The 22,988-nt window shown below is 38.2% G+C and carries 29 protein-coding genes; 1 reads left to right on the forward strand and 28 read right to left on the reverse strand.

The genetic code is table 11. From position 1 onward, the window contains the following. Position 1: 1 nt before the first annotated feature. From dxs to spoIIIAA, 17 genes are all read right to left on the reverse strand, one after another. The gene (gene dxs, locus F4694_RS08145) at positions 2-1,894 is read right to left on the reverse strand and encodes a 1-deoxy-D-xylulose-5-phosphate synthase (RefSeq protein WP_179596672.1); all 1,893 of its coding nucleotides are present in this window, start codon (positions 1,892-1,894) and stop codon (positions 2-4) included. 148 nt (positions 1,895-2,042) lie between these two features. Then, positions 2,043-2,936 (reverse strand): polyprenyl synthetase family protein, encoded by an 894-nt coding sequence (locus F4694_RS08150; RefSeq protein WP_179596674.1) that lies wholly within the window; start codon positions 2,934-2,936, stop codon positions 2,043-2,045. A 3-nt stretch (positions 2,937-2,939) separates the two neighbouring features. Next, on the reverse strand, positions 2,940-3,173 hold the full coding sequence (locus F4694_RS08155; RefSeq protein WP_179596676.1) for an exodeoxyribonuclease VII small subunit: 234 nt from the start codon (positions 3,171-3,173) through the stop codon (positions 2,940-2,942). Further along, positions 3,166-4,521 carry an exodeoxyribonuclease VII large subunit gene (gene xseA, locus F4694_RS08160; protein WP_179596678.1) on the reverse strand — a complete coding sequence of 452 codons (1,356 nt, stop codon included), beginning with the start codon at positions 4,519-4,521 and terminating at the stop codon, positions 3,166-3,168. The genes F4694_RS08155 and xseA overlap by 8 nt, the downstream gene beginning before the upstream one ends. Positions 4,522-4,534: 13 nt before the next feature. Further along, positions 4,535-5,389, reverse strand: a complete 855-nt coding sequence (gene folD, locus F4694_RS08165) for a bifunctional methylenetetrahydrofolate dehydrogenase/methenyltetrahydrofolate cyclohydrolase FolD (RefSeq protein ID WP_179596680.1) — start codon at positions 5,387-5,389, stop codon at positions 4,535-4,537. Positions 5,390-5,424: 35 nt separating this feature from the next. Further along, complete coding sequence (gene nusB / locus F4694_RS08170; protein WP_179596682.1) at positions 5,425-5,814, reverse strand: transcription antitermination factor NusB; 390 nt, start codon at positions 5,812-5,814, stop codon at positions 5,425-5,427. A 200-nt stretch (positions 5,815-6,014) separates the two neighbouring features. Next, positions 6,015-6,422: an Asp23/Gls24 family envelope stress response protein gene (locus F4694_RS08175; RefSeq protein ID WP_179596684.1), complete on the reverse strand. Its 408-nt coding sequence runs from the start codon at positions 6,420-6,422 to the stop codon at positions 6,015-6,017. Positions 6,423-6,440: 18 nt separating this feature from the next. After that, positions 6,441-7,796 carry an acetyl-CoA carboxylase biotin carboxylase subunit gene (gene accC / locus F4694_RS08180; protein ID WP_179596686.1) on the reverse strand — a complete coding sequence of 452 codons (1,356 nt, stop codon included), beginning with the start codon at positions 7,794-7,796 and terminating at the stop codon, positions 6,441-6,443. A gap of 15 nt (positions 7,797-7,811) precedes the next feature. Next, complete coding sequence (accB, locus tag F4694_RS08185; protein ID WP_179596688.1) at positions 7,812-8,321, reverse strand: acetyl-CoA carboxylase biotin carboxyl carrier protein; 510 nt, start codon at positions 8,319-8,321, stop codon at positions 7,812-7,814. Positions 8,322-8,450: 129 nt separating this feature from the next. Further along, on the reverse strand, positions 8,451-9,011 hold the full coding sequence (locus F4694_RS08190) for a SpoIIIAH-like family protein (RefSeq protein WP_179596690.1): 561 nt from the start codon (positions 9,009-9,011) through the stop codon (positions 8,451-8,453). 16 nt (positions 9,012-9,027) lie between these two features. Beyond that, positions 9,028-9,678 carry a stage III sporulation protein AG gene (gene spoIIIAG / locus F4694_RS08195; RefSeq protein ID WP_179596692.1) on the reverse strand — a complete coding sequence of 217 codons (651 nt, stop codon included), beginning with the start codon at positions 9,676-9,678 and terminating at the stop codon, positions 9,028-9,030. 1 nt (position 9,679) lies between these two features. After that, entirely contained in the window at positions 9,680-10,300 is a 621-nt protein-coding gene (gene spoIIIAF, locus F4694_RS08200) for a stage III sporulation protein AF (RefSeq protein WP_179596694.1), read from the reverse strand. 11 nt (positions 10,301-10,311) lie between these two features. Beyond that, on the reverse strand, positions 10,312-11,511 hold the full coding sequence (gene spoIIIAE / locus F4694_RS08205; protein ID WP_179597111.1) for a stage III sporulation protein AE: 1,200 nt from the start codon (positions 11,509-11,511) through the stop codon (positions 10,312-10,314). A 27-nt stretch (positions 11,512-11,538) separates the two neighbouring features. Next, entirely contained in the window at positions 11,539-11,928 is a 390-nt protein-coding gene (gene spoIIIAD, locus F4694_RS08210) for a stage III sporulation protein AD (RefSeq protein WP_174524393.1), read from the reverse strand. Between the two features lie 16 nt (positions 11,929-11,944). Next, positions 11,945-12,148: a stage III sporulation protein AC gene (gene spoIIIAC, locus F4694_RS08215; RefSeq protein ID WP_007084610.1), complete on the reverse strand. Its 204-nt coding sequence runs from the start codon at positions 12,146-12,148 to the stop codon at positions 11,945-11,947. Positions 12,149-12,159: 11 nt separating this feature from the next. Beyond that, positions 12,160-12,675 carry a stage III sporulation protein SpoIIIAB gene (spoIIIAB, locus tag F4694_RS08220; protein WP_179596696.1) on the reverse strand — a complete coding sequence of 172 codons (516 nt, stop codon included), beginning with the start codon at positions 12,673-12,675 and terminating at the stop codon, positions 12,160-12,162. Continuing rightward, positions 12,676-13,599 (reverse strand): stage III sporulation protein AA, encoded by a 924-nt coding sequence (spoIIIAA, locus tag F4694_RS08225; protein ID WP_179596698.1) that lies wholly within the window; start codon positions 13,597-13,599, stop codon positions 12,676-12,678. Positions 13,600-13,792: 193 nt separating this feature from the next. On the opposite strand from spoIIIAA, the gene F4694_RS08230 reads away from it, so the two are divergent. Then, complete coding sequence (locus F4694_RS08230; protein WP_179596700.1) at positions 13,793-14,467, forward strand: SIMPL domain-containing protein; 675 nt, start codon at positions 13,793-13,795, stop codon at positions 14,465-14,467. Positions 14,468-14,512: 45 nt separating this feature from the next. Here the strand turns inward: F4694_RS08230 and F4694_RS08235 are convergent, their stop codons facing one another. From F4694_RS08235 to F4694_RS08285, 11 genes are all read right to left on the reverse strand, one after another. After that, positions 14,513-15,022, reverse strand: a complete 510-nt coding sequence (locus F4694_RS08235) for a TlpA family protein disulfide reductase (protein WP_179596702.1) — start codon at positions 15,020-15,022, stop codon at positions 14,513-14,515. Between the two features lie 75 nt (positions 15,023-15,097). Continuing rightward, on the reverse strand, positions 15,098-15,223 hold the full coding sequence (locus tag F4694_RS08240; RefSeq protein WP_082799345.1) for a CcmD family protein: 126 nt from the start codon (positions 15,221-15,223) through the stop codon (positions 15,098-15,100). Positions 15,224-15,235: 12 nt separating this feature from the next. After that, positions 15,236-15,997: a cytochrome c biogenesis protein gene (locus F4694_RS08245; RefSeq protein ID WP_179596704.1), complete on the reverse strand. Its 762-nt coding sequence runs from the start codon at positions 15,995-15,997 to the stop codon at positions 15,236-15,238. A 3-nt stretch (positions 15,998-16,000) separates the two neighbouring features. Next, complete coding sequence (locus F4694_RS08250; protein WP_179596706.1) at positions 16,001-16,675, reverse strand: heme exporter protein CcmB; 675 nt, start codon at positions 16,673-16,675, stop codon at positions 16,001-16,003. Next, positions 16,675-17,379, reverse strand: coding sequence for an ABC transporter ATP-binding protein (locus F4694_RS08255; RefSeq protein ID WP_179596708.1), 705 nt, complete (start codon positions 17,377-17,379; stop codon positions 16,675-16,677). Before F4694_RS08255 ends, F4694_RS08250 begins: the two co-directional genes overlap by 1 nt. Before the next feature lie 24 nt (positions 17,380-17,403). After that, positions 17,404-18,399, reverse strand: coding sequence for a hypothetical protein (locus F4694_RS08260; protein ID WP_179596710.1), 996 nt, complete (start codon positions 18,397-18,399; stop codon positions 17,404-17,406). Further along, complete coding sequence (locus F4694_RS08265) at positions 18,396-18,776, reverse strand: hypothetical protein (protein WP_257029174.1); 381 nt, start codon at positions 18,774-18,776, stop codon at positions 18,396-18,398. Before F4694_RS08265 ends, F4694_RS08260 begins: the two co-directional genes overlap by 4 nt. Positions 18,777-18,785: 9 nt before the next feature. Then, positions 18,786-19,289 (reverse strand): cytochrome c-type biogenesis protein, encoded by a 504-nt coding sequence (locus tag F4694_RS08270; RefSeq protein WP_179596712.1) that lies wholly within the window; start codon positions 19,287-19,289, stop codon positions 18,786-18,788. A gap of 1 nt (position 19,290) precedes the next feature. Continuing rightward, positions 19,291-21,273, reverse strand: a complete 1,983-nt coding sequence (locus tag F4694_RS08275) for a heme lyase CcmF/NrfE family subunit (protein ID WP_179596714.1) — start codon at positions 21,271-21,273, stop codon at positions 19,291-19,293. Between the two features lie 15 nt (positions 21,274-21,288). Continuing rightward, entirely contained in the window at positions 21,289-21,753 is a 465-nt protein-coding gene (locus F4694_RS08280) for a cytochrome c maturation protein CcmE (protein ID WP_179596716.1), read from the reverse strand. A gap of 13 nt (positions 21,754-21,766) precedes the next feature. Beyond that, a complete protein-coding gene (locus tag F4694_RS08285) occupies positions 21,767-22,822 on the reverse strand; it encodes a hypothetical protein (RefSeq protein WP_179596718.1) in 1,056 nt (351 codons plus the stop codon). Positions 22,823-22,988: the final 166 nt, after the last annotated feature.

Consider the following 22,988-nt stretch of genomic DNA (forward strand, 5'->3'; position numbering starts at 1 on the left):
GTTATGCCCTTTGTTGTTTTTTTCGTGCGAGTATAGTTATTCTTCTTACAACCTCTGCAGTAGTCATTCCAATTTCTTCTAAAAGTGACTCTACATCACCATGTTCGATAAATTGGTCAGGGATCCCCATCCGGTCGATTGCTTGATGGTAATATCCTTTTTCATGTGCATGTTCTAGGACATAACTTCCAAAGCCGCCCTGCAGGACCGCCTCTTCAATGGTTAGGATAGGGATATTATTTAAGAATAACTCATTAAGCATCTTTTCATCCAAAGGCTTGATGAAACGCGCGTTTATTACTTTTACCGAAATCCCTTGTTTCTCTAGCGTTTCTGCCGCTTCAAGAGCCATCGTTATTGTTGTACCAAAAGTTAAAATTGCCGCATCCTCGCCATCCTTCAGAACCTCCCATGTACCAATTGGAATGCTCTTTAATGTTTCATCCATTGGTACACCCAAACCATTCCCTCTTGGGAATCTCATCGCAATAGGACCATCATCATAAGCCATCGCAGTATAAACCATATGCTGGCCTTCATTTTCATCCTTAGGCATCATTAAAATAATATTAGGGACATGTCTTAAAAAAGCAATATCAAATACGCCCTGATGTGTTTCACCATCTGCACCTACTAATCCAGCTCGATCGATTCCAATAAAAACATTTAAATTTTGACGGCATATATCATGAACAACCTGGTCATAAGCTCGTTGCAAAAAGGTAGAATAAATCGCTAAAAAGGGTTTCATATTTTGGGTTGCCAATCCAGCAGCAACTGTAGCTGCATGCTGTTCTGCAATCCCAACATCATACATTCTCTCTGGAAACTCACTTGCAAACCCCTCAAGCTTTGAGCCAACTGGCATAGCAGGCGTTATCGCCACAATACGCTCATCTTCACGAGCCAGCTTGCGAACTGTTTCACTTACTAGGCTGCTCCAAGCTGGCGGTGCCTTATCTGGTTTGACAAAAGCACCTGTATCCATTTTATAAGGTCCCGTACCATGCCAAGTACCTTTTGTATCACTTTCAGCAGGATGAAAACCTTTCCCTTTCTTCGTGATAACATGAAGAAGGACTGGTCCTTCCGTTTTTTTAGCATACCTAAAATTTTCAAATAAAGCTTCAAAATCATGTCCATCAACAGGACCTAAGTAAGTGAAACCCAATTCCTCAAAAAACATGCCGGATACAAATAAATATTTAAGACTGTCTTTCACACGTTCCGCCGTTGCTGCCAGTTTCCCTCCAACAGCAGGTACCTTTTTCAATAACAATTCTAGCTCGTCTTTAACCCATTGATATTTACCGGCTGTACGTAATTGGCCTAGAATATTATGAAGAGCACCAACATTTGGTGCAATCGACATTTCATTGTCGTTTAAAATAACAATCATATTCTTTTTTTCATGACCTATATGGTTTAATGCTTCTAACGCCATACCTCCGGTTAACGCACCATCGCCAATAATAGGTACAATAAAGGAACTCTCTTTTTTCAGGTCTCTAGCTATGACCATCCCCATTGCCGCTGAAAGGGATGTTGAGCTATGGCCGGTTTCCCAAACATCGTGCTCGCTTTCAATCCTTTTTGGGAAGCCGCAAAGTCCTTTGAATTGACGCAATGTATCAAATTCACAAGCCCTGCCAGTAAGAATTTTATGAACATAGGATTGATGTCCTACATCCCAAATAAATTTATCTTTGGGGCTGTCAAAACATTTATGTAAGGCAATGGTTAATTCAACTACACCTAAATTCGGTCCAATATGGCCTCCAGTAACAGACAGTTTCTCAATCAAGAATTGTCGTATCTCTTGACTCAAAACCTCCAATTCTTGATTTGACATCCCTTTTAAAAAGGAAGGGTCTTTTATTGATAATAGATCCATTTTTGGACCACTCACTTTCATACTTTTTCTATCGATTCACCTAGTAAAAAATAGCCGCTATCACAAAAAAGTGGTAACGGCATTGACAACGTTCTCTACATTGACAACAATTATAACACAATTACGTTATTGTTCAAATACCTGTTATTTAGTGGTCTCGTGATGCTATAAGATCAGCAATTTCTTTGAGTAACTGAATGTTAAGACCAGTCTTTTCTAAGTGTTGTTTTGACAAGTCCAATTGCTGTCTTAATGCTTTTTTGGCACCCTCCATGGACAACAATTGTGGATAGGTGCTTTTCTCGTTAGAGGAATCACTTCCAACAGGTTTACCTAATAACTCCTGATTACCTTCTAAGTCGAGAATGTCGTCCTGTATTTGAAAAGCAAGTCCTAAATGATGGGCAAATGCTGACAGGTTTTCTAGTTGAGTTTGATTGGCTCCACCTAACAGTGCACCTGCTATGACGCTGAATTTCAATAACTTCCCTGTTTTATGTATATGGATATACTCCAGTTCTTCAATGGTGAGAGTTTTTCCCTCTCCTTCCATATCCGCCACTTGACCACCCACCATACCTTCACTCCCAGCAGCTTTAGCCATCTCCATAACCAATTGGAGTTTGGTTTCACAAGAAGCAAATTCATTAGGAGTTTTGCCAATGACTTGAAAACTGTAGGTCAATAATGCATCTCCCGCTAAAATGGCGACTGCCTCCCCGAACACCTTATGATTCGTAGGCTTGCCTCTTCTTAGGTCGTCATTGTCCATACTTGGCAAATCATCATGGATTAACGAATAGGTATGAATCATTTCAATAGCAGCTGCCGCCATTAGACCGATTTTGGGATCTTTCTCAAAAGCGGATAGCGTGGCAAATACGAGTAGAGGACGGATTCTCTTTCCGCCTGCTTCAAGAGAATAATACATAGCTTCTTTAATAATAGAAGGTGCATTCAGCTTTTCCACCAAGGTTCGAAGCTCTGATTCAAGCAGTTGTTTATGTTCTTGTGCAAAAGCATCTAGAACTTTAGTAGTCAAAGCCTATTCCTCCTCTTCAATCGTAAAGTTTTGTTTTCGTCCGTCCTCCGTAATAATCTGTGTTAATTGTTCTTCAACACTTTTTAACTTATCATGACAAAGCTTTGACAGCTCCATGCCCTCTTTATAAAAGGCAATGGCCGCTTCGAGTGGGACATCCCCTTCTTCAAGCTTATCCACAATTTGCTCCAGCTTATTCATTGCTTCCTCAAAGGAAATCTTTTGTTCATTACTCACGGTTCTCGCTCTCCTTTATGGTCTGTACATTACAGAGAAGGCTGCCATCTGTTAATTGAATTTGAAGTGGTTCGTTCTCTTTTACTTGTTTAACACTTTTTATTAATACGTTGTCTTCAGAATAGACGAGGCTGAATCCTCGTTCCATTATTTTTAACGGGCTCAAGGCTTGAAGTGTTGCGAGGATTCTTTCGAATTCTGTTTGTTTCTTCAAAAAGATTTGTCCCATCGCACGTTGAATGTCTTTTTTTGAACGCTCAAATCTAACCTCTGCATCTCGTAATGCTACTTTTGGATGGTTACGAATGAGTCGGTTATGTATGGTTTCATGCTTAGACTTTTTTAAATCAGTCAATCTAGCAGCACCACGTACAAGAGATTCTGTTAATTTATCTACCTGTTCTAGCTTTTGTTCATAAAGGCGCTGTGGGTAACGAAATGCATAGGACTTTTGTGCACGCTCTAACCGTTGTTTTTCATATCGATATCTTCCGTTCATAGATTGAAGCATCCTGGTTTTCCGTTGGAGCAGTCTTTCCATTAATTCATCGATATGAGGAACAGCCAGTTCGGCTGCTGCAGTTGGGGTAGGAGCACGCATGTCTGCAACAAAATCTGCAATCGTAAAATCTGTTTCATGTCCGACGGCAGAAATAATAGGGATAGCTGATTTATTAATGGCTCTAGCTACTATTTCCTCATTGAATGCCCATAATTCTTCGATTGAGCCGCCTCCGCGTCCTACAATAAGTACATCTATCTCATTCATCTTGTTTGCATTATCAATAGCGCGCGCAATCGATGCTGCAGCATTTTCGCCTTGTACAAGCGCTGGTAAAACAAGGATATTCGCAATCGGATAACGCCTTTTAATAGTGGTAATAATATCCCTTATTGCTGCCCCTGTTGGTGATGTTATAACCCCTACCGTTTTCGGATAACTCGGAATTGGCGTTTTTTGCTCTATAGAGAATAGACCTTCAGCTTCAAGTCTTTTTCTTAACTGCTCGTACGCTAAAAATAATTCCCCAATTCCATCAGGCTGCATCTCTTTAATATACATTTGATACTGACCACTTGGCTCATAGACAGAGACATCCCCTTTTACAACCACCTTCATTCCGTTTTCAGGTAAAAACTTCATAGTACGTGATTGGCTTGAGAACATCACTGCAAGAATACGTGCTTTTTCATCCTTTAAGGTAAAATACATATGTCCGCTTGAATGCTGTTTGAAATTAGAAATTTCCCCTCTTACATGTACATCCTGCAAGTGAGGGTCTGCATCAAATTTTCTTTTTATGTATTTTGTTAATGCGAGGACAGATAAATACTTTTTTTCCTGCATATGGAACTCCTTTTTAGAACCGCAACGTATTTTTAGCTGATTTAAGAGTGTTATACATGAGCATAGTAATCGTCATGGGACCTACACCTTTTGGTACAGGGGTAATATAGCCTGCCTTCTGACTTACTTCATCAAACGCAACATCACCGCAAAGCTTCCCTGCGTCATTCCGGTTAATACCTACATCGATGACAACTGCACCTTCTTTTACATGATCAGCATTAATAAAGTTGGCTACACCTACTGCAGCAACGAGAATATCAGCTTGAGATGTATGGTGCTGTAGATCGACTGTTTTTGAATGACAATAGGTTACAGTTGCATGTTGATTGAGAAACAACTGACCAACAGGCTTTCCAACAATATTACTTCTCCCCACCACAACAACATGCTTACCTGCAACAGATATACCCATTTCTTCTAAGAGGACCATGATTCCGTAAGGGGTACACGGTAAGAATGCATCTTGCCCCGTCATCATTCTTCCAATATTTATCGGATGAAATCCGTCTACATCCTTTAAAGGAGATATGGATTCAATAACTCTCGTTTCATCGATATGCTTTGGAAGTGGAAGTTGTACCAAAATGCCATGGATAGCCGGATCTCCATTTAGTTCCTCTATTTTTGTTAGTAGTTCTTCCTGGGTAGCCATTTCCGGTAATTCAATCAACACGGAATGCATACCTAGCTCTCGACAAGTTTTTTCTTTATTCGTAACATATGTTCTCGATGCATGATTATTGCCAACAAGAATAACTGCAAGTCCAGGTGTAACCCCAAACTCCTTCAGCTTTTGGACCTCAGATGCAATTTCTACTTTTTTCTTTGCTGCTATTTCTTTCCCATCAATAATAATTGCTGCCATGAGTATCTCCCCTTATTCAGATTAAGATGTCTTAATTATAGTTTTTCTTTTACTTTCGATAGGACTCCATTAATAAAACGGCTTGATTGTTCATCCCCATAAATCTTTGCTATTTCTATCGCTTCATCTAAAATAACATTTTCAGGAATTTCATTGCGGAAATATAGTAACTCATATATAGCAATCCTTAATAAATTCCTATCAACCGTTGCTAAACGATCCATCGTCCATTTTTCAAGATTTTCTTTAATAAATGGATCAATTTCATTCTTTTGTTCGACTACTCCCAATACTAGCTTTGTTAGGTAGTCATCTCCAGCTTCACCTTCCAAAACATGTTCAATTGCAGAAGATGGGTCTGTGTTACTTACATCGATTTGAAAAAGAGCTTGTAACGCCTTTTCCCTTGCTGTTCTTCTCTTCATTATACATTTAACTCCTTTAGAGATAGTAATTAATTTTTGTCGAATTTGATACAACCATTGCATGATGTTGTTTTGTACATAAAAAGATAATAGCATAACTAAAACTGATTCGCACTGTAAGAACTTATTTTTACCTAGAACCAGTATACTAATAACCGTAAAAAAGAAAAAACCAAAGGATATCTCCTTTGGTCAATGAATTAAATTTCTTCTTCAACTTCTGGTTCTGGTTTTTGGGTTTCGAATGAGATGCCGACTACGTGTATGTTTACTGCCTCTGCTTCTAAAGCTGTCATGTTAAGCAACGCTTGACGAATGTTATCTTGTATTTTTCCTGCTACTGAAGGAATGGATACACCAAATTTCATTAAGCAATATACATCTACGGTAATCCCTTCTTCCGAAAGTTCCACCTTAACACCTTTGCCGTGGTTTTTCTTACCTAACCGTTCTACTACGCCAGTAGCAAAATTGCCACGCATTTGTGCTACTCCTTCGACCTCAGATGCAGCAATACCTGCAATGACTTCAATAACTTCAGGTGCAATTTCTACTTTTCCATGCCCATTGTTTCCTTGACTCATTTCCAGTACATTATACTCGCTCATAAAGTACACCTCCAGATTTTAGCTAGACTTCATCACATCATGTAACTCAAGAAACTTCGTATTGAATTGACCCTCTACGAAATTTTCATGCTCAAGCAATTTTAAATGGAAAGGAATAGTGGTATGAATACCCTCAATCACAAATTCGCTTAACGCACGTTTCATTCGTGAGATTGCTTCTTCCCTGCTATTACCATATGTGATGACTTTCGCAATCATGGAATCATAATAAGGTGGAATCGTATACCCTGGATATGCCGCTGAATCAATACGAACACCAAAGCCGCCAGGAGGCAAATACATGTTAATTTTCCCCGCTGAAGGCATGAAGTTCTTTTCCGGGTTTTCTGCATTGATTCGGCACTCAATCGCCCAGCCCGTAAACGTAACATCCTGTTGAGTTATCGTTAATCTTTCCCCAGAAGCCACTCTGATTTGCTCCTTAATTAGATCAATACCTGTGACCATTTCGGTAACTGGGTGCTCCACCTGTATTCTTGTGTTCATTTCCATAAAATAAAATTTACGATTGCGGTAGTCATATATAAATTCTACCGTTCCTGCACCTGAATAATCAACTGCTTTCGCGGCTTTTACTGCTGCATTTCCCATTTCAGCACGAATTTCTCCATCTAAAGCTGGTGAAGGTGTTTCTTCTAAAAGCTTTTGAAGTCTACGTTGAATCGAACAGTCTCTTTCTCCTAGGTGGATCGTGTTTCCATAGGAATCTGCAAGTACTTGTATTTCAACATGACGGAAATCCTCAATATACTTTTCTATGTATACTCCTGGATTACCAAAAGCAGTCAGAGCCTCCTGCTGGGTAATATTAATTCCCTTAACTAGTTCCTGCTCATTTTTTGCAACACGGATGCCTTTACCGCCTCCGCCAGCAGTCGCTTTAATAATTACCGGATATTGGATCCTTTCAACAAGCTCAAGCGCCTCATCGATATCATTAATGATCCCAGTAGACCCAGGTACAATCGGTACCCCAGCTTCTCTCATTGTTTCTCTGGCAATATCCTTTGTGCCCATTTTAGTAATCGCTTCAGGGCTTGGTCCTACGAAAGTGATATTACATTCACGGCATAGTTCAGCGAAATCGGCATTTTCTGCTAGAAATCCATATCCAGGATGTATCGCATCGCATGAAGTCAGCTTCGCTACACTAATCAAATTAGTAACATTTAAATAGCTGTCTTTTGATAATGTCGGTCCTATACAATAGGCTTCATCTGCAAGTTGTACATGCAGAGCTTCACGGTCTGCCTCGGAGAAAACGGCAACTGATTCAATTCCCATTTCTCGACAAGCTCGAATTATTCTGACCGCTATTTCTCCCCGATTTGCAATTAACAGTTTCTTTATCATCCAGTTATCGCTCCCTTATTCCGGCTTCACTAAAAATAAAGGCTGTCCGTATTCTACTAATTGACCATTCTTCGCAAGAACTTCAACAATTTCACCATTTACTTCTGCCTCAATCTCATTAAATAATTTCATCGCTTCCACAATACATACGATCGAATCCTTCGAAACTACAGATCCAGCTTTAACATATGCGTCGGCTTCTGGTGTTGGTGAGGCATAAAAAGTTCCAACCATTGGCGAAGTAATTTTGTGTAAATTAGATGTATCAGCCTGCTTTACAGTTACTGCTTCTTCCTGCTTTAATTCTTGTACTGGTGCTGTACTTGAAACAGCAGCTGGTGCTGCTTGCTGTACGACCGGAACTGCCTGCGCGGCTGCTTGTGGTACCTGTACCGTTGTCACAGTTGATGTTCCAGTATGCTTTTTCATTTTAATTTTTGAACCTTCGTTCTCATATACAAATTCATCAATACTTGATTGGTCAACTAATTTAATTAATTCTCGAATTTCTTGTACTTTTAACAATCTAAACACTCCTTGTCCTGCAAAATTAAGACTAACTACTAATACTATACGCTAATACCTTATTAAAGTTCAATAATCTTGTTAACGAACAATAAAAAAAGGAAAGCCTGCGCTCTCCTTTAAGATTATTTATTTAGTTGGCTGGAATTCAACAGCAACAAAGTTAGTTTCGCCAATTTCTTTCTTAACCATTTGAATAATCGCATTTGCTTCTGATTTAGAAGACTCTTTCTTAGACTTTACGATAATTTTTACTGTGGCACCATCTGCTCTTACAAGTGCATCTTCATAATCCATTGCTTTAATTAACGTTTCAAGCATTTCTTCCTTTTGGGCAATTTCATTTAATTTTTTCATTTGGTCCACTGCTTCGCTTCTTTCAGCAGCAGGAAGATCAGTCGTGGCAACTACAGCGTTTAATTGTTCCTTTAATTCGCTGCGATCATCTTGAAGCTTTAACCGAAGCGCTTCAAATTCTTCATCACCTGCAACTTGTGAAATAACAGTGTCGCCTTCTTTGGCTTCAGAATCAGTTTTCGTTTCTTTTTCCTTTTGATCTGCTTTCTCTTCTTGTTTTACTGCAGCAAGTTCATTACTTTTTTGTTCAGGTGAAGTGATGTAATAAACGGATAATACAACCACCAAACTCAACATTGTTAATAACCAAACTGTTTGTTTTTTCAATAGCATTTTTAAAATCCTCCTTTTATTTTTTAGGCATTACGGCAACGCGATGACTTGGTACATCAAGCGACCTTGTTACTGCCTCGATAATCCATTTTTTAACTTGAATATTTTCTGCACCTTTCGCTACCACTAGCACTCCACGAATTGCTGGTTTTTGATATTCAACTACAATGGGTACCTCTTTCTCTCCTTCACGAATGATGACTAATTGTTCGTCCGTGGAGGTATCCTGTACCTTTCGTTCCCCACCCTCGTTGTCTTTTTCTTCCGTTGTTTGGGATTTTGTTACAGTATTTTTCTCAAGCACCTTCTTGTCAGTTGAATCAATGTTCACTACCACCGTTACATCGTCGACACCCAGCATTTCTTCTAGTGCCTTCTTAAGCTGCTTCTCATACTCTTCCTCATATCCAGCAATACTTTTATTATTTGAGTCCTTCTTAAGGCTAAATGCCTCAACATCTGTTGCTTCTGCTTGGGTGCTGGTTACGGCCTTACTATCAAGTGGAGCTGATTTATCGGAGAAAACTACATTTCCGACAATCATGAATGCCGCGCCAATGCATAGTACTAGAATCATATATTGATATTTCCCGGACTTTTTATCGGAAGTCTCACCCTTAGCAAATATGTTTTTCAACCATGAAAATGGTCCTTTATTATTTTCCATTCTACTTATTCATCCCCCCTTCAACCGAGACATCAATTGTTTTTTCGGTTACATTCCATTGTTTCGAAAGAAATGCGGCGATTTTTTCGGATTCTTCTGTTGGATCCTTAGATGGAAGAGGTGTATCTGTAGTAATACTAACTGGTTGTATGGCTTCAACTGTCGTGACGGATGTTTCAGGCTGCTGTAGGTGCACTGTAACCATTTCTAGGTTGTCAGGGAATGATTCTTGACTCTCATTCTTGGTTGTTAGCTCTATTTTTGCAATTTCTAAACCAAATTGTTCCATCAACTCCTCCTCTACTCCCTCCTCAAGCTGGACAGCCATTGTTTCTAAAATATATGCATGATTGGAGGCTTGTATTTCTTTTTTCTGCATTTCTATTAAATTTTCCATATTTTTTTCTCCAGAATCCTGAAAAGTTGGAATTTGAGCCATCACTGTTTCAAAGTCCTTAGAGATTAGCTTGAAAATTGGTGTAAGGATGATCGCAATAAGCAGGAGTCCTGTAACCATTTTCGTATATTTTTGTAAACCTGTATTAGGCAGCAGCATGTCAATAACAGTTGCTAAAAGAATAAATAGGATGATATTCGTAACCCATTCTATTAAAAACTCCATAACGTTCTCCCCTATCTCATCATCATTGTTAAATTCCCGGCTGCGACAATTACTGTAATACTTAAAAAGAACATGAGAGAGACAATACCTAGTGCAGCAAAAACATAGATAACACTTTTGCTGATTATATCTAAGCATTTTATTACTGGACCCCCGCCTAAGGGCTGTAATATCGCTGCTGCAAATTTATAGATAAACGCAATCATCAGGATTTTAAAAGCAGGGAAAGCAACGATAATGAGGAGAATGGCTACTCCTGCAATACCAACTGAATTCTTCAATAATCCGGAAGCACTAACTACTGTATCTGCTGCGTCAGTGAAGATTCTGCCAATGACAGGGATAAAGTTACCTGTAACGAATTTCGCTGTACGAATGGCCACACCATCTGTTATGGCGGTAGAAGCGCCCTGGACCGAAATAACTCCCAGAAAAACCGTCAAGAAAAGTCCCATTAAGCCAATGCTCCAGTTTCTTAAAAGCTGGGCCAGCTGTGTCACCTTATACTGGTCGGACATCGTACTGACAATACTTAAAAGCGTGGCCAAAAAGAGAAGCGGGAGAATAACAAATTGCATGAACATTCCGCTGATATTCATTAAAAACAAAATAACCGGGTGAAAGAAAGCGGCTGAGATTATTCCTCCAGACGAAGCAATTAAGGCTAATAAAAGCGGAATCAGTGCCAGCACGAATGAAATCATACTGCCTATTGCCTCATTGGTGTATTCTATGACGATATGAAAACTATTAAGGGCAATAATGACTAGGACCATATAGACAATGGAATACGCCACTTTACTGATCGTACTGCTCTCAAATGCATTTTGCATCGATTGAAGAAACATACTGAATATCGTAAGAAGGATTAAAGAACCAAGCAGTTTTCCATTTACGACGAATTCATGAAACAAAAATTTAATGATTCCATGGGTCCATTCCTTGAAGGAGAATTGCTTGTCTCCCTTGACAAAATCGTACAGACTGCCTTTCTGGCTTTCAGGGAGGAAGCCGCCATATTTATTTTGTATATCCTCCCAATATTGTTTAAGTTCTGTTAAATCCATTGTTTCAAGCTGGGCATCCACTAATTCCTGTGGCGATAGAGGTGTGCTCTCAACATTTGCTTCTTCGTTAGCTTGTACACTTGTTGAAGTAAAAAATAAAAATAATAGAATCATAATGGGAATAAACTGCAGCCGTTGCTTCATCATTTTTCACCTCTTGTTTTCAAAAGACTAGCTTGGAATCAGCTTGATTATTGTTTCAATCATCACAGTTAATATTGGTATTGCCATGGCAAGAATTAACACCTTTCCAGCAAGTTCTATTTTAGAAGCCACTGCCCCCTGGCCAGCGTCCTTGGTAATTTGAGATGCAAACTCAGCAATATAGGCGATTCCAATGATTTTTAGAATGGTCTCAACGTAGATCAGATTTACATTTGCATTCACAGCAAGTTTTTCAAGCATATGAATAATTTCATAAATTTTATCAACTAAAAACAGGAAAATGCTGCAGCCAACAAATACAATTAAGAGGAAAGCGAAATTAGGTTTTTGCTCTTTTATTATTAATGCTAGGAAGGTTGCGACAAGAGCCACGCCAACTATTTTAATAATTTCAATGGCAAAGCCCTCCTTTCTATTGAAACAAAAAGACAGATTTTATTTTCTGGAAGAGATCATCAACAATTGAGGCAACTTGAAACAAAATATAAATAAAGCCAAATAGTGTTACCCACTGGGCATATTCCTTTTTCCCAACCTGATCAAGAACGGTATGCAAAAACGCAACCACTATGCCCACTCCTGCTATTTTAAAAATAATATCCACTTCTAGGCCCATTGCTTTTCCTCCTAAATTAATAAAATAATCAACAATAATCCTGAAAAGAACCCTAAACTCTTTACCATTTTTTCGTATTTTGCTTGGCTTTCAATAGCATCTGCTTCTTCTCTTTCAAGATGGGAAAGAGTTAGCATAATATGTTTTTGCTGGGAAATACGATCATGCCTGCCCAGGGTCTCCCCGAATTGTTTCATGATTTCAAATTCACCTTGTTTAAAAGCTGTTTGTTTCCAAACCTCCTTTAAGCTGTCTTCCCAGGCTTCTTTTACTGTTGTTTCAGTGTCAGTCAATTTCTTTGCAAAGTTTTCAAAGAAGGATGACAATGGCTTTGATAGTTGCGCGGCCAATCTCCTTGCAGCCTCATGCAAGGGTGTATGACCATACATAATTTCTGCTTCAAGTGATTGTAGTGCAGATTTTAACTGCCTAAGCTGTCTCGGTCGCTCGCTTAAATGTTTGGCGGCTTCAAAGCCTGTCCAAGTGGTGGCGAGTATAATAAAAATGGCGCCAATTAACTTAACCATTTACATCACTCTCACTTTTTGACTCAGTTCTTTTCCACTTCCATCCAAAATATGTGTAACAGTTCCCGGGCCCTGAGACCTACTTAATACAATAAATCGTTGAAATATGTTTTGGTCGAAAATGGATCTTAATGATGGTCTATTTTTTACTTCCTCCAAGCTGGACCCATGTGTAGTCATAATTAATTTTATTCCCGCGTGGACAGCTTCTTGAATAGCCTCTGAATCCTCTATACGACCTATTTCATCCACCACCAATACCTCTGGACTCATGGAACGAATCATCATCATCATTCCCTCTGCTTTCGGGCAGGCATCTAACACATCTAGACGATGACCGAATGACATTTGAGGAATTCCATTTACACATCCAGCAATTTCGGAACGTTCATCCACAATCCCTACCTTATATGCGTACATACCTTTTTCTTGGTTTCCGGTTGAGATAATTCTGGCGATATCCCGTAAAAGCGTTGTTTTTCCTGTTTGGGGAGGACCAACAATCATTGTATGCATCCAGGAATCCTTAAATATATAGGGCATAATCTTCTCTGCTATTCCTAACTTCTCCTTGGCAATCCGGATGTTAAAAGAAGCAATATCCCTTATGGCTTTTACCTTTCCCTCTTCAAGGATCACCTTTCCTGCAAGTCCAATTCGATGACCTCCTGAAACTGTTATATACCCTCGCTTAAGCTCTTCCTCAAGCGTATAGATGGAGAATTGGCTGATTTTATTCATTAAATGGAAAGCATCTTCTTGCTGAATAATATACGATAGGAATCTAGGAGCTCCCTTCATCGTAATTTCTATAGGGCGTCCGATGCGAATTCTGATTTCTTCCAATTCTGCTTTTTGATTAGGAGGGATTTTACTGATTAGATCGGCAATGTTTTTGGGCAAGAATTTTAGGATCGTTTCCACATTTCATCCTCCTTGTGTTGCTTGTCTCATTATTTAAAATGTATGCCCTTTGATAAGCATTATGACTTTGAAAATCTATTCTTTTAAAATACTCTTATATTCTATTTTTATATGAGAGTTACTAGAACTAGGAATACTCCATTTAGATAAACGTATTTTATATATAAGAAATATTAATAAGGGTGGGAAAAACATGTATAGTCAGAAACCTGGACAGAGTAATATCCTGAGCCAAAGGAACTACTTGATTAAAGTAAGGGGAGAAGGAGAAATCGCAGTTCAGCCAGACACAGCTTCGGTTAATCTGGGTGTAGTTACGGAGGGTAAAGAATTAATTGGGGTACAACAACAGAATTCAATGACTGCAAAGAAAGTAATTGATTCTCTTATGAGATTGGGGATTGAAAGAGATCGGATACAAACCTTTGATTACCGGATTGAACCCGAATATGACTATGATCAAGGAACACAAATTTTCCGGGGTTATAAAATCACCCATATTTTGAAGGTGAAGATAGAAGATTTAAACAATATTGGAAAAGTGGTAGATACAGCTGTCGAGAACGGCGCTAACTATGTGGCGAATGTTCAGTTTACAACGAGGTACAAAGAATCTTATTACCAACAAGCACTCACCGTCGCTTTAGTCAATGCCGGCAATAAAGCGAAAACCATCGCCAATACCTTACGAGTGACACTCAATCCCACTCCAATTCTTGTTACAGAAGGCGGCGAAATGATTCAGCCCTTAGAGTTCCAACAAATAGCGTTCTCTAAAGGAGTTAGTTCAACTCAGATTCAGCCAGGTCAACTGATTATTAAAGCAAGTGTTGCAGCAGATTATAACTATCATCCAATTGGTGGATAAAAAAAGGATTGAATCACTCGAATAGTGATTCAATCCTTTTTACCGTTATTGGTCATACTTCTTTACCATTTCATATAATTGTGGCGATGTAACAGGACCATTATAATGCTCCCTTATGACTCCATTTCGGTCAATGACAAATGTTTCCGGCTGTCCCGTCACATTATATTTTTTGGCTATTTTAGAATTATAGTCAAATACATAAACAGCAGGTGTATTATATTTTTCTAGAAACTTTTTAACTCGGTCCTTTGTTTCACCCTTGTTAATCATGATTAATCGGTATTGGTCACCATATTCCTTTGCAAATGCCTCAAGCTCTGGAGCTTCATCCACACATGGTTTACACCATGAAGCAAAATAATTCAGAATAACAATTTCACCTTTGTAATCAGAAAGCTTCGTATTTGTCCCATCTAAATTTGGCAGTTCGAAATTATAGGCTTGATCCCCGACATCGGTATTGTCACCTTTGCTAGCTAAACTATATCCAAAAAAGCCAAACATTCCAATTAAAAGAAACAACACGAGTAAGTTAATGACTCGTCTGCTCATTTTACTACCTCCTGACAGCAATAAGTAGTTTTATAGAAAAGGCCTGTTTTGTTTAAACAGGCCTTTTTCATTTTTCTACCTATCTAATTGTTTTAAAAACTCGATATCCTTTTTAAGACTGTTATGTCGTTTTCCAATCAATAGCATATAACCAAAAATAATTACCCAAACTACTGAATACGCAGCATACATGAACCCCATGATTAATTCCTCCTAGTTTTCCAATTTTTCTCGTAATTTTTCTTTGTAGTGACCTACTTTAATTTTCATATTTTCAAATGATACTCCCTTATGAAGGATGTATGCATATAGGAAAGTGAATGCGGCAATCGTAACCAACAATGCAACAAGCATACTAGGTGCAATTCCACCGCCTTCTTGTGAAGGACCATCCCCAAAAACAATCGGATGGAATTTTGATTGCCACCAGCGAATCGCGAAGAATACAATGGGAACATCTGCAAACCCGATAATCCCAAATACCGCAGCAAGTCTTGCTTTTTTATCCCAAACTCCATCCATCTGGCGAACCATAAGATAGGCCATAAAAAGGAAGAAAAGAATTAATGTTGTAGTTAAGCGTGGTTCCCATGCCCACCATGTATTCCATGAAGATTTCGCCCAAATTGGACCGGTTGTTAGTACGATAGCAGTAAATACAACCCCTATTTCTGCTGATACATAGGCATATGTGTCATAAACTCTTTTACGTTTTATTAAGAATAAAATACTAAAGACAAAGGTTACGAAGAATGCTAAAAATGCTACCCATGCTGATGGAACATGCATATAGAATATCTTTTGTACAGCACCCATTGTCTTTTCAACCTCAGCATACATGAAAATAAAGTAGAATGCCGCTAACATTGAAACTACCATACCACCATATAATATTTTGGTAAGCATAGAACTTTTCACTGGGGCCAAATCTACTATTGGCAGAGGTGCCTTTTCTCTTTCAAGATTCATACTCATCTCTTAAACCTCCAGAACATACTCAATTAGTAAAAAACAAAGAACAAAGAAAATGACATCATAGGCTGCGACCAATTGCATCCAGGATAGAGCAGTCGATAATTTCTCCATATTCGTTAGTATAATTTTTGTAGCTTGCGTAACACCAATCAAGACAGGACTTGTCATTGGGAAAAGCAAAAGCGGTAATAACATTTCACTACTCTTGGAATTGGAAGCAAGTGCAGCCAGAAAAGTTCCAATCGCAATGAATCCAAAACTACCGACAAACAAAACTAATATGAAATAGAGAATACTGCCGGTGATTTTAAAATCAAATAAGAGAAAGAGAAAAGGAATGGATACAATTTCTACTATCAATATCATAGAGAAGTTTGCCATGAATTTACCTAAATAAATGCTAGAAGCATCCATAGGCGCAACCATTAAACCATGCATCGTTTCATTTCGCTGCTCTGATACCAACGAGCGATTTAGACCCAATATTCCTGAAAAGACTATGATAATCCAGACAGCACCGGGAATAACTGCTTTTGTCGTATTGTTTGCTGGGTCAAAAGCAAAGCTTAGTACGAGGATGACTAACCCAGCAAAAATAATCATCGTCCCCAAAACTTGTTTTGTTCTTAATTCTGAATAGATATCTTTTTTTGCTATAGTAAGGGCTGCTCTTAACATCAGGAACCCCCCTCTACTAAAACCTGATATTTTTCAGAAACTAAACTTAGTGATTGACTATTTATTTTAAAATCATCAGCAATCTTACCGTTTTTCACTATAATAATCCGGTCACATATTGCAGCAGCTTGCTTGAAATCATGTGTTACCATTAATGTGGTACACCCTTTCTCTTTCATAGAAAGGACAACATTGTTTAAAATGGTAATGGCGCCTTGATCTAAACCGGTATGTGGTTCGTCTAGCAGCATGATTTTCGGTTCATGAATAATGGCTCTAGCAATCGCAATCCTTTGAATCATTCCGCGTGAAAAATTCTTTACAGGTTCATTGATAAAGAATGACAAACCTACGTCATTCACAAGTTTTCTAGCTCTATTTTCAACATCCTTGACACCATATAAGTTTCCAAAGAAAACTAGGTTTTCTAATGGCGTGTTGTGATCGTATAACAAGCTGGAATGCGGTAAATAACCGAACATTTTTTTCACTTCAATATGATCCTTTTTTAAATCCAATCCGTTAATCTTCACAAGGCCAGATGTAGGCTTGATTAATGTTGCCAACACTTTAAGCAGGGTGCTTTTTCCTGCACCATTTTGACCAAGTATAGCAACTGTTTCGCCTTGAGTAATTGATAGGTCAATACCTCTTAGTATTAATTTATTGTCGGCTTGCTTTGTAAGTTTTTTTATTTCAATCATCAAGTATCCCTCGCATTCCGACTGCTACTCTACAAAATGGCGTAAATTCATTTTTACTTGTACTAAATGCTGTTTATATGCAGCAAGTTTAGCTTGATAATCCTCTTCTGACATATTTCCATCACCGAAGTTTTCTTCTAATTCAAGGATTTTATCCATAATCGCTTTTTGCTTTGCCATTAGGTTTTTAAATGCTGATTCTTCCTTATCAGCTCCAAGCCTCTTTTCTTCCGCCCTTGCCCTCATGCTAAAATAGGAAAAGTAGGAAATTGCAGCAATAATAATCGCACCCATGACAATTAAGAAAACATGTGGATCCCAGCTGCGAAGTGGTGATTGTGACCACATGCGAAGATGACCAGGATTATGGAAAGCAGGTGCTGTTTTTGTTACATTTCCACTTGATTTACTTTCACCTTGTTCTGTTGAACCTTGAGCATCACTTGCGGCTGGCTGTTTATCTTGGTCATAAATCATCGTAAAGACTTGTTTTGCTTGTATACCTTCAACGCTGTATCCCTGATAATTTTGATCATCCATCTTGAATAGCCCTTGATTTGTGGCGGTAACGTTCTTAAATACAATACTTCCCATTCCTTCAGGGACAAGAATTTGCATCATTTGAACAGGATAATCAAAGCTTAGGCTAATTTCCTCACCCTTTGCGATTCTATAGCTGTATGGCAAAACTACTGTCTGGTTCGCTGGGATAGGATCGGAAGTAATAAAACCTGTTTCAACCTGTTTTTGAGCCATTTTATTATCTAAAAAAGTAAATCCTATTGCTCCTGTCGGGATAGTGACATTCAAAACTGCTTCACCCATGCCGTCACCTTTATACTCCTCTGCTGTTGTATTGGTATAGTTCACCATATTCATCATATTGGTAGAACCATCTTCTGCAGGGCTAACGACGAGATAATGCATATCAACAGATATCGCTGATTCTGCAGCCGCCATTCCATTGATTGGAATGAGCAGCAGCAGCCCGAGGAGGAAAACGGTGATTTTTTTAATCACTTTCCTTCCCCCTTTTTATTTTGATAACTCTTCATTGAAGCCTCAATTTCTCTTTCTATTTCAGCCATTAAATCTTTGTCGACTGTCTGCGATGTCATTTGCTCTTCTTCATCCTTCATAATGCTGACAACTTGTGCTTCATATTGTTTCTTTAGGTTTTTGTAATCCGCGTGGGAGATTTTATCCATTTTGTATTCAAACTCTAGTTCGTTAAGAGTGGATAATAGTACTTCTTTATTTGTCGCGGAATCTTGACCTTTGTTTGCGAAACTTAAATATGAATTCAAAGAAAAGAAGGGTGCTAGAACAAGAAATAAACAAATGAGCACAAGAGCTGCTGTAAATATCATGGAAACGATCGAGATTTCTTGCATCATGTTCACATCCTAAAGGTACTTTTTGCGTTGTTCATCAATCATAGATGATAGGATTTCCTCTTCCACTTCATCTGTTTGGTCTTCGCTATCTGGGGTTAGTTCATCCATACCTTTTTTCTTCACCCATTTACGAATGATAAAGAATATCGCCACTCCTGCAATTCCTAATGCAGCGAAAGGCATTACCCAAGCAACTAAACTAAACCCGCTTTTTTCCGGTGCGGTTAATATTTCTTCACCGTAAATATTGACGTAGTATTCACGAATTTTATCCTTATCCCACCCCTTGTTCATCATCTCAACGATGTCTTCTTTAAAGCCAACTGTTAGATTACAAGTTTTAGGGTCACATTCAAAATGGTCCTGCCCACATCCGCAAGTGCACATAAATTGGGATGCTGCTGCTTCAAATTTCTTAGATTTGTAGTCAAACTCTTTTGCTTGTACTTGGAAGACAGAAGCGTGAAAAATAAAAGCGATCAGAAGGAGTCCAATATAAATTTTACTTTTCATATTAAGACACCTCTTTGCGTACTCCTGTATACCTCGGAGTAATATTTTGATATTTCCCATTCCAAACTGCAAAAAGTGATCCAATAACAATCATGAATGAACCAATCCAAAGCCAAGTCATCATTGGGTTTATCTTTACAATAAAGGTTGCTTTTCCATCATCTTCCCAATCACTCAGAACAACGTATAAGTCTTCTTTTAATGATGAGATTAACCCAACTTCTGATGAAGGTTGATCCCAGTTTCCATAAAACACTTTTTCAGGCTGAATATTTCCGATTCGTTTTCCATTTCTAAAAACGGTCATTTCCGCATAAACGATATCATTAATGCCTTCTCTTTTTTGGTCCAAACGCTCGTAATTAATACGATAATCTTTCACTTCAATGGAATCCCCTAAATTAACAGTTTTCATCGTTTGAACATCATAGTTTTGTGAACCGATAATTCCCATTGCGATAAACGCAATTCCGATATGGACGATATAACCACCATAACGACGTCGGTTTTTTGTCATTAATCGGTAAATTGAAAGATAAACTTTTTCTTTTGTCATTTTTCTACGAGCTTTGACACCACGGTAAAACTCTAGGAAGTGAGTGATAAATAATAGAACAATAACACCAAAGCCGATAACGGCCCATGCCTTTTGAATACCTAGTACAATCATTAACGCCATTGCCACTATCGCAAGGATTGCTGGTATTAAAAAGTTCTTCTTTAAATTTTTTAATGATGACTTCTGCCAAGCCAGCAATGGACAAACAGCCATGACAAACATCATAGAAAGTAGAATGGGTGCTTGAACGGTGTTAAAGAATGGCATACCTACTGTAACTTTCGTACCCCTTACTGCTTCAGATACTAGCGGGAAAACTGTTCCCCAGAAAACACCAAATGCTGCTCCTACCAACAAAAGGTTATTAATTAAAAAGCTGCTTTCTTTTGATATATAGGAATTGAACTCTCCAGCACTTCGTTTGAGCAAATTGTAACGGCTCATTAACACATAAAGTGCACCTATAACCGCTATCCCCATGAAAATTAAAAAGTATAACCCTAGATTTGAATTTGCAAATGCGTGGACGGATGTTAGAACACCACTTCGGACCAAAAATGTACCAAATAATGTTAAGGCATAAGAAGTGATGATTAAGCCTATGTTCCAAATTTTCAACATGTTCTTCCGTTCTTGTATCATGACTGAATGTAAGAACGCAGTTGCTGTTAACCAAGGCATAAAGGACGCATTCTCGACTGGATCCCACGCCCAGTAACCTCCCCAGCCAAGTTCAGTGTAAGCCCACTGCCCGCCAAATATATTTCCAAGGCTCAAAAACAACCAAGCTATTATTGTCCAGCGTCTAGTCATCTTAATCCAAAAATCATCGACGTTTTTCAAGATTAGTGCTGCCATTGCAAACGCAAATGGAATAGCAAGTCCTACGTAACCCAGGTAAAGTGTAACAGGATGAATAATCATACCTGGATTTTGCAGCATTGGATTTAAACCATGACCTTCAATTGGAACTTGATCCAAGAGGACGAAAGGTTTAGCAACAAAACCAAGAACTAAAAAGAAGAAAACGATATTTCCTAAGAGAATAGCGGAAATATACGGAACCATTGGATTTCCTTTCATTTTTCTTGAGAAGGCGATCATTACGGTATAAAGAACTAAAAAGAAAGTCCATAGCAACAAAGATCCAGAATTTCCTGCCCAAAGTGCTGTAAGCTTGTAAATAATTGGCAGTTCACTGCTCGTATAATCACTAACATATTCATATTGAAATTGAGAGGTTGTTAGTAAGTAGAAGAGAGAAAGCATAGCCATTGATGCACAAACTAAAATAGATATTACTCCACCTTTACCACTGTTTACTAATTTTTGATTCTTCGTGCTAATCCCCAATGTGATTATGAGGAGTGAATAGATCGCAAGCGCTAAACCTACGTATATTGTTGCGTTAGCAAATAAGTACATATCGTCACCTTCTTATTATTTTGCCTGATCGGTTTCTGCTGGTGGCTGATCTAATAATTTTTTATGTGCTTCAGGGTCATAGTTTTCAATATCTTCACCCTCATATTTGGAAGGACATCTTGTTTTAACGGTTTCAGCAACAAATGTATCTTTTTTAGTAGGTGCTCCTTGGAGGATAACAATAACACCTTCAGAGAAGTTATCTGGTCTGGTTCCATTATGAATAACATGCATTAAGTTACCCTCGTTATCTTTTAAATCAAACTTCAACTCAATTTTATCTTGGTTCCATTTAATAGATTCTTCGATTAGTAGTCCTTCTACTGTTACAAAATCATCTTTATGCTTTTCTTGATTCTCCAAAAGCTGATTCATAGTTAACTCAATCCCACTTGATCCTGGTGTTGCAGCCATAAGTAAGAAAACAATAGCACCGGCGATAATAAATCCACCAAGCATAACAATCGTATTCTTTTTCATCCCATTCACCCCATTAAATTAATTTTTTCATTTCCTCATCATATGTTTCTTGATCAATTTTTCCATTTAGAAGTTTCTTCCGTAATTCCTTTTTATCGTCATTACTAATCGTTTTCATCTCTTTTTTTACTAGTTGCTTTTTTGGACGATGGTTTGCTGCTTTAGAACTTGAAGTTTTGGATGCAGACTGTGATTTTCCCTTTATTCCTAAGTAAACAAACACACCAGCAATGATAATAGCGATTCCTATTACAATAGCACCGCCCATTCCAATTAGAGGACGGTCGCCACCAGATGCATCAGATCCACCAGAAATTTGATCTGTTGCAGTACCATTAACACTAGCGTGGTTTTCATCATTAGGCGGTTGTTTCTCATTGATAGCGTCTAGAGTCGATTTAAAATCATCTTTTTGATAGGAGAAAGTATATTTATAGCTTTCACCCGCTTTTACATCTTTGTATTGATAGTAAAATAGCTCTTCACCATATTCACTTTGTGTATTATTTGGCGCCTTTGGCTCTAGTGTGATCTCACTAGCCTCCATTGGGGCATAAAAGATTACGTCCAGTATTCCAATCTCTGTAGGGTTGCTATATTCATATGTAAAGCTTCTTTTATCCTTTACTTCTACTGCGCTGGTATAGTACTCCACTACAAATCTATAGGTCTCATTATTCTTAATTGCTTTTGAAGGCTTCCATGAAATGATTCCCTTTTGTGTATCAATATCAAATGGCCGTTGCACTTCTGGCTGATCGTCTTCAGGAAACTCTGCAACTAGATATGCTTGGAAGCCTTTTTCACTAGCTGGAACCGCTATTTCAACTTTTCCATTAAAATCCAGTCCACTCTTATTTGTAAAAGTTCCATACTGCCCAACAAGTAAAGACGGAGTATCTTTTGCCCAGCCTTCTGGGTAATCGAACTCTGGCATAACTTGAATTTGCATTTCAGTATAGGGAAACTTTTCTGGCTGAAAGGTTGTTTCAGCATATCCGTTTGGAATAATAAAACTAGAGAAAAATGATGTAATTACAAATAAAGCCAACAACTTTTTTTTAAGCATGCAAATCCTCCTTGAGCTCCTATAAAACGCTATTTTTCACTATAGCCCTCTTTGAAATAAATATAATATTAATCATCTATGTATAGTTGATTCACATTTGAACATTTTGTAAAAGGAGAGAAAACGTTACGGTTTTGTCAATAATTACCCACAGAATGTTCACATT

The organism is Neobacillus driksii (assembly GCF_013409995.1).
GTDB lineage: Bacteria > Bacillota > Bacilli > Bacillales > Cytobacillaceae > Neobacillus > Neobacillus driksii.

What these genes read in the sequence shown, in the direction of transcription:
- F4694_RS08250 (WP_179596706.1), bottom strand. Translation starts at nt 16,675, where the DNA reads ATGTTAAGAGCAGCCCTTACTATAGCAAAAAAAGATATCTATTCAGAA.
- F4694_RS08255 (WP_179596708.1), bottom strand. Translation starts at nt 17,379, where the DNA reads ATGATTGAAATAAAAAAACTTACAAAGCAAGCCGACAATAAATTAATA.
- F4694_RS08285 (WP_179596718.1), bottom strand. Translation starts at nt 22,822, where the DNA reads ATGCTTAAAAAAAAGTTGTTGGCTTTATTTGTAATTACATCATTTTTC.
- F4694_RS08235 (WP_179596702.1), bottom strand. Translation starts at nt 15,022, where the DNA reads ATGAGCAGACGAGTCATTAACTTACTCGTGTTGTTTCTTTTAATTGGA.
- F4694_RS08275 (WP_179596714.1), bottom strand. Translation starts at nt 21,273, where the DNA reads ATGTACTTATTTGCTAACGCAACAATATACGTAGGTTTAGCGCTTGCG.
- F4694_RS08190 (WP_179596690.1), bottom strand. Translation starts at nt 9,011, where the DNA reads ATGCTATTGAAAAAACAAACAGTTTGGTTATTAACAATGTTGAGTTTG.
- F4694_RS08175 (WP_179596684.1), bottom strand. Translation starts at nt 6,422, where the DNA reads ATGAGCGAGTATAATGTACTGGAAATGAGTCAAGGAAACAATGGGCAT.
- F4694_RS08280 (WP_179596716.1), bottom strand. Translation starts at nt 21,753, where the DNA reads ATGAAAAAGAATACGATTGTTATGCTTGGTGGATTTATTATCGCCGGT.
- nusB (WP_179596682.1), bottom strand. Translation starts at nt 5,814, where the DNA reads ATGAAGAGAAGAACAGCAAGGGAAAAGGCGTTACAAGCTCTTTTTCAA.
- F4694_RS08240 (WP_082799345.1), bottom strand. Translation starts at nt 15,223, where the DNA reads ATGGGGTTCATGTATGCTGCGTATTCAGTAGTTTGGGTAATTATTTTT.
- F4694_RS08245 (WP_179596704.1), bottom strand. Translation starts at nt 15,997, where the DNA reads ATGAGTATGAATCTTGAAAGAGAAAAGGCACCTCTGCCAATAGTAGAT.
- dxs (WP_179596672.1), bottom strand. Translation starts at nt 1,894, where the DNA reads ATGGATCTATTATCAATAAAAGACCCTTCCTTTTTAAAAGGGATGTCA.
- accC (WP_179596686.1), bottom strand. Translation starts at nt 7,796, where the DNA reads ATGATAAAGAAACTGTTAATTGCAAATCGGGGAGAAATAGCGGTCAGA.
- spoIIIAB (WP_179596696.1), bottom strand. Translation starts at nt 12,675, where the DNA reads ATGGTTAAGTTAATTGGCGCCATTTTTATTATACTCGCCACCACTTGG.
- F4694_RS08230 (WP_179596700.1), top strand. Translation starts at nt 13,793, where the DNA reads ATGTATAGTCAGAAACCTGGACAGAGTAATATCCTGAGCCAAAGGAAC.
- F4694_RS08270 (WP_179596712.1), bottom strand. Translation starts at nt 19,289, where the DNA reads ATGAAAAGTAAAATTTATATTGGACTCCTTCTGATCGCTTTTATTTTT.
- spoIIIAC (WP_007084610.1), bottom strand. Translation starts at nt 12,148, where the DNA reads ATGGGCCTAGAAGTGGATATTATTTTTAAAATAGCAGGAGTGGGCATA.
- spoIIIAG (WP_179596692.1), bottom strand. Translation starts at nt 9,678, where the DNA reads ATGGAAAATAATAAAGGACCATTTTCATGGTTGAAAAACATATTTGCT.
- spoIIIAE (WP_179597111.1), bottom strand. Translation starts at nt 11,511, where the DNA reads ATGAAGCAACGGCTGCAGTTTATTCCCATTATGATTCTATTATTTTTA.
- folD (WP_179596680.1), bottom strand. Translation starts at nt 5,389, where the DNA reads ATGGCAGCAATTATTATTGATGGGAAAGAAATAGCAGCAAAGAAAAAA.
- F4694_RS08265 (WP_257029174.1), bottom strand. Translation starts at nt 18,776, where the DNA reads ATGATGCAAGAAATCTCGATCGTTTCCATGATATTTACAGCAGCTCTT.
- spoIIIAF (WP_179596694.1), bottom strand. Translation starts at nt 10,300, where the DNA reads ATGGAGTTTTTAATAGAATGGGTTACGAATATCATCCTATTTATTCTT.
- xseA (WP_179596678.1), bottom strand. Translation starts at nt 4,521, where the DNA reads ATGCAGGAAAAAAAGTATTTATCTGTCCTCGCATTAACAAAATACATA.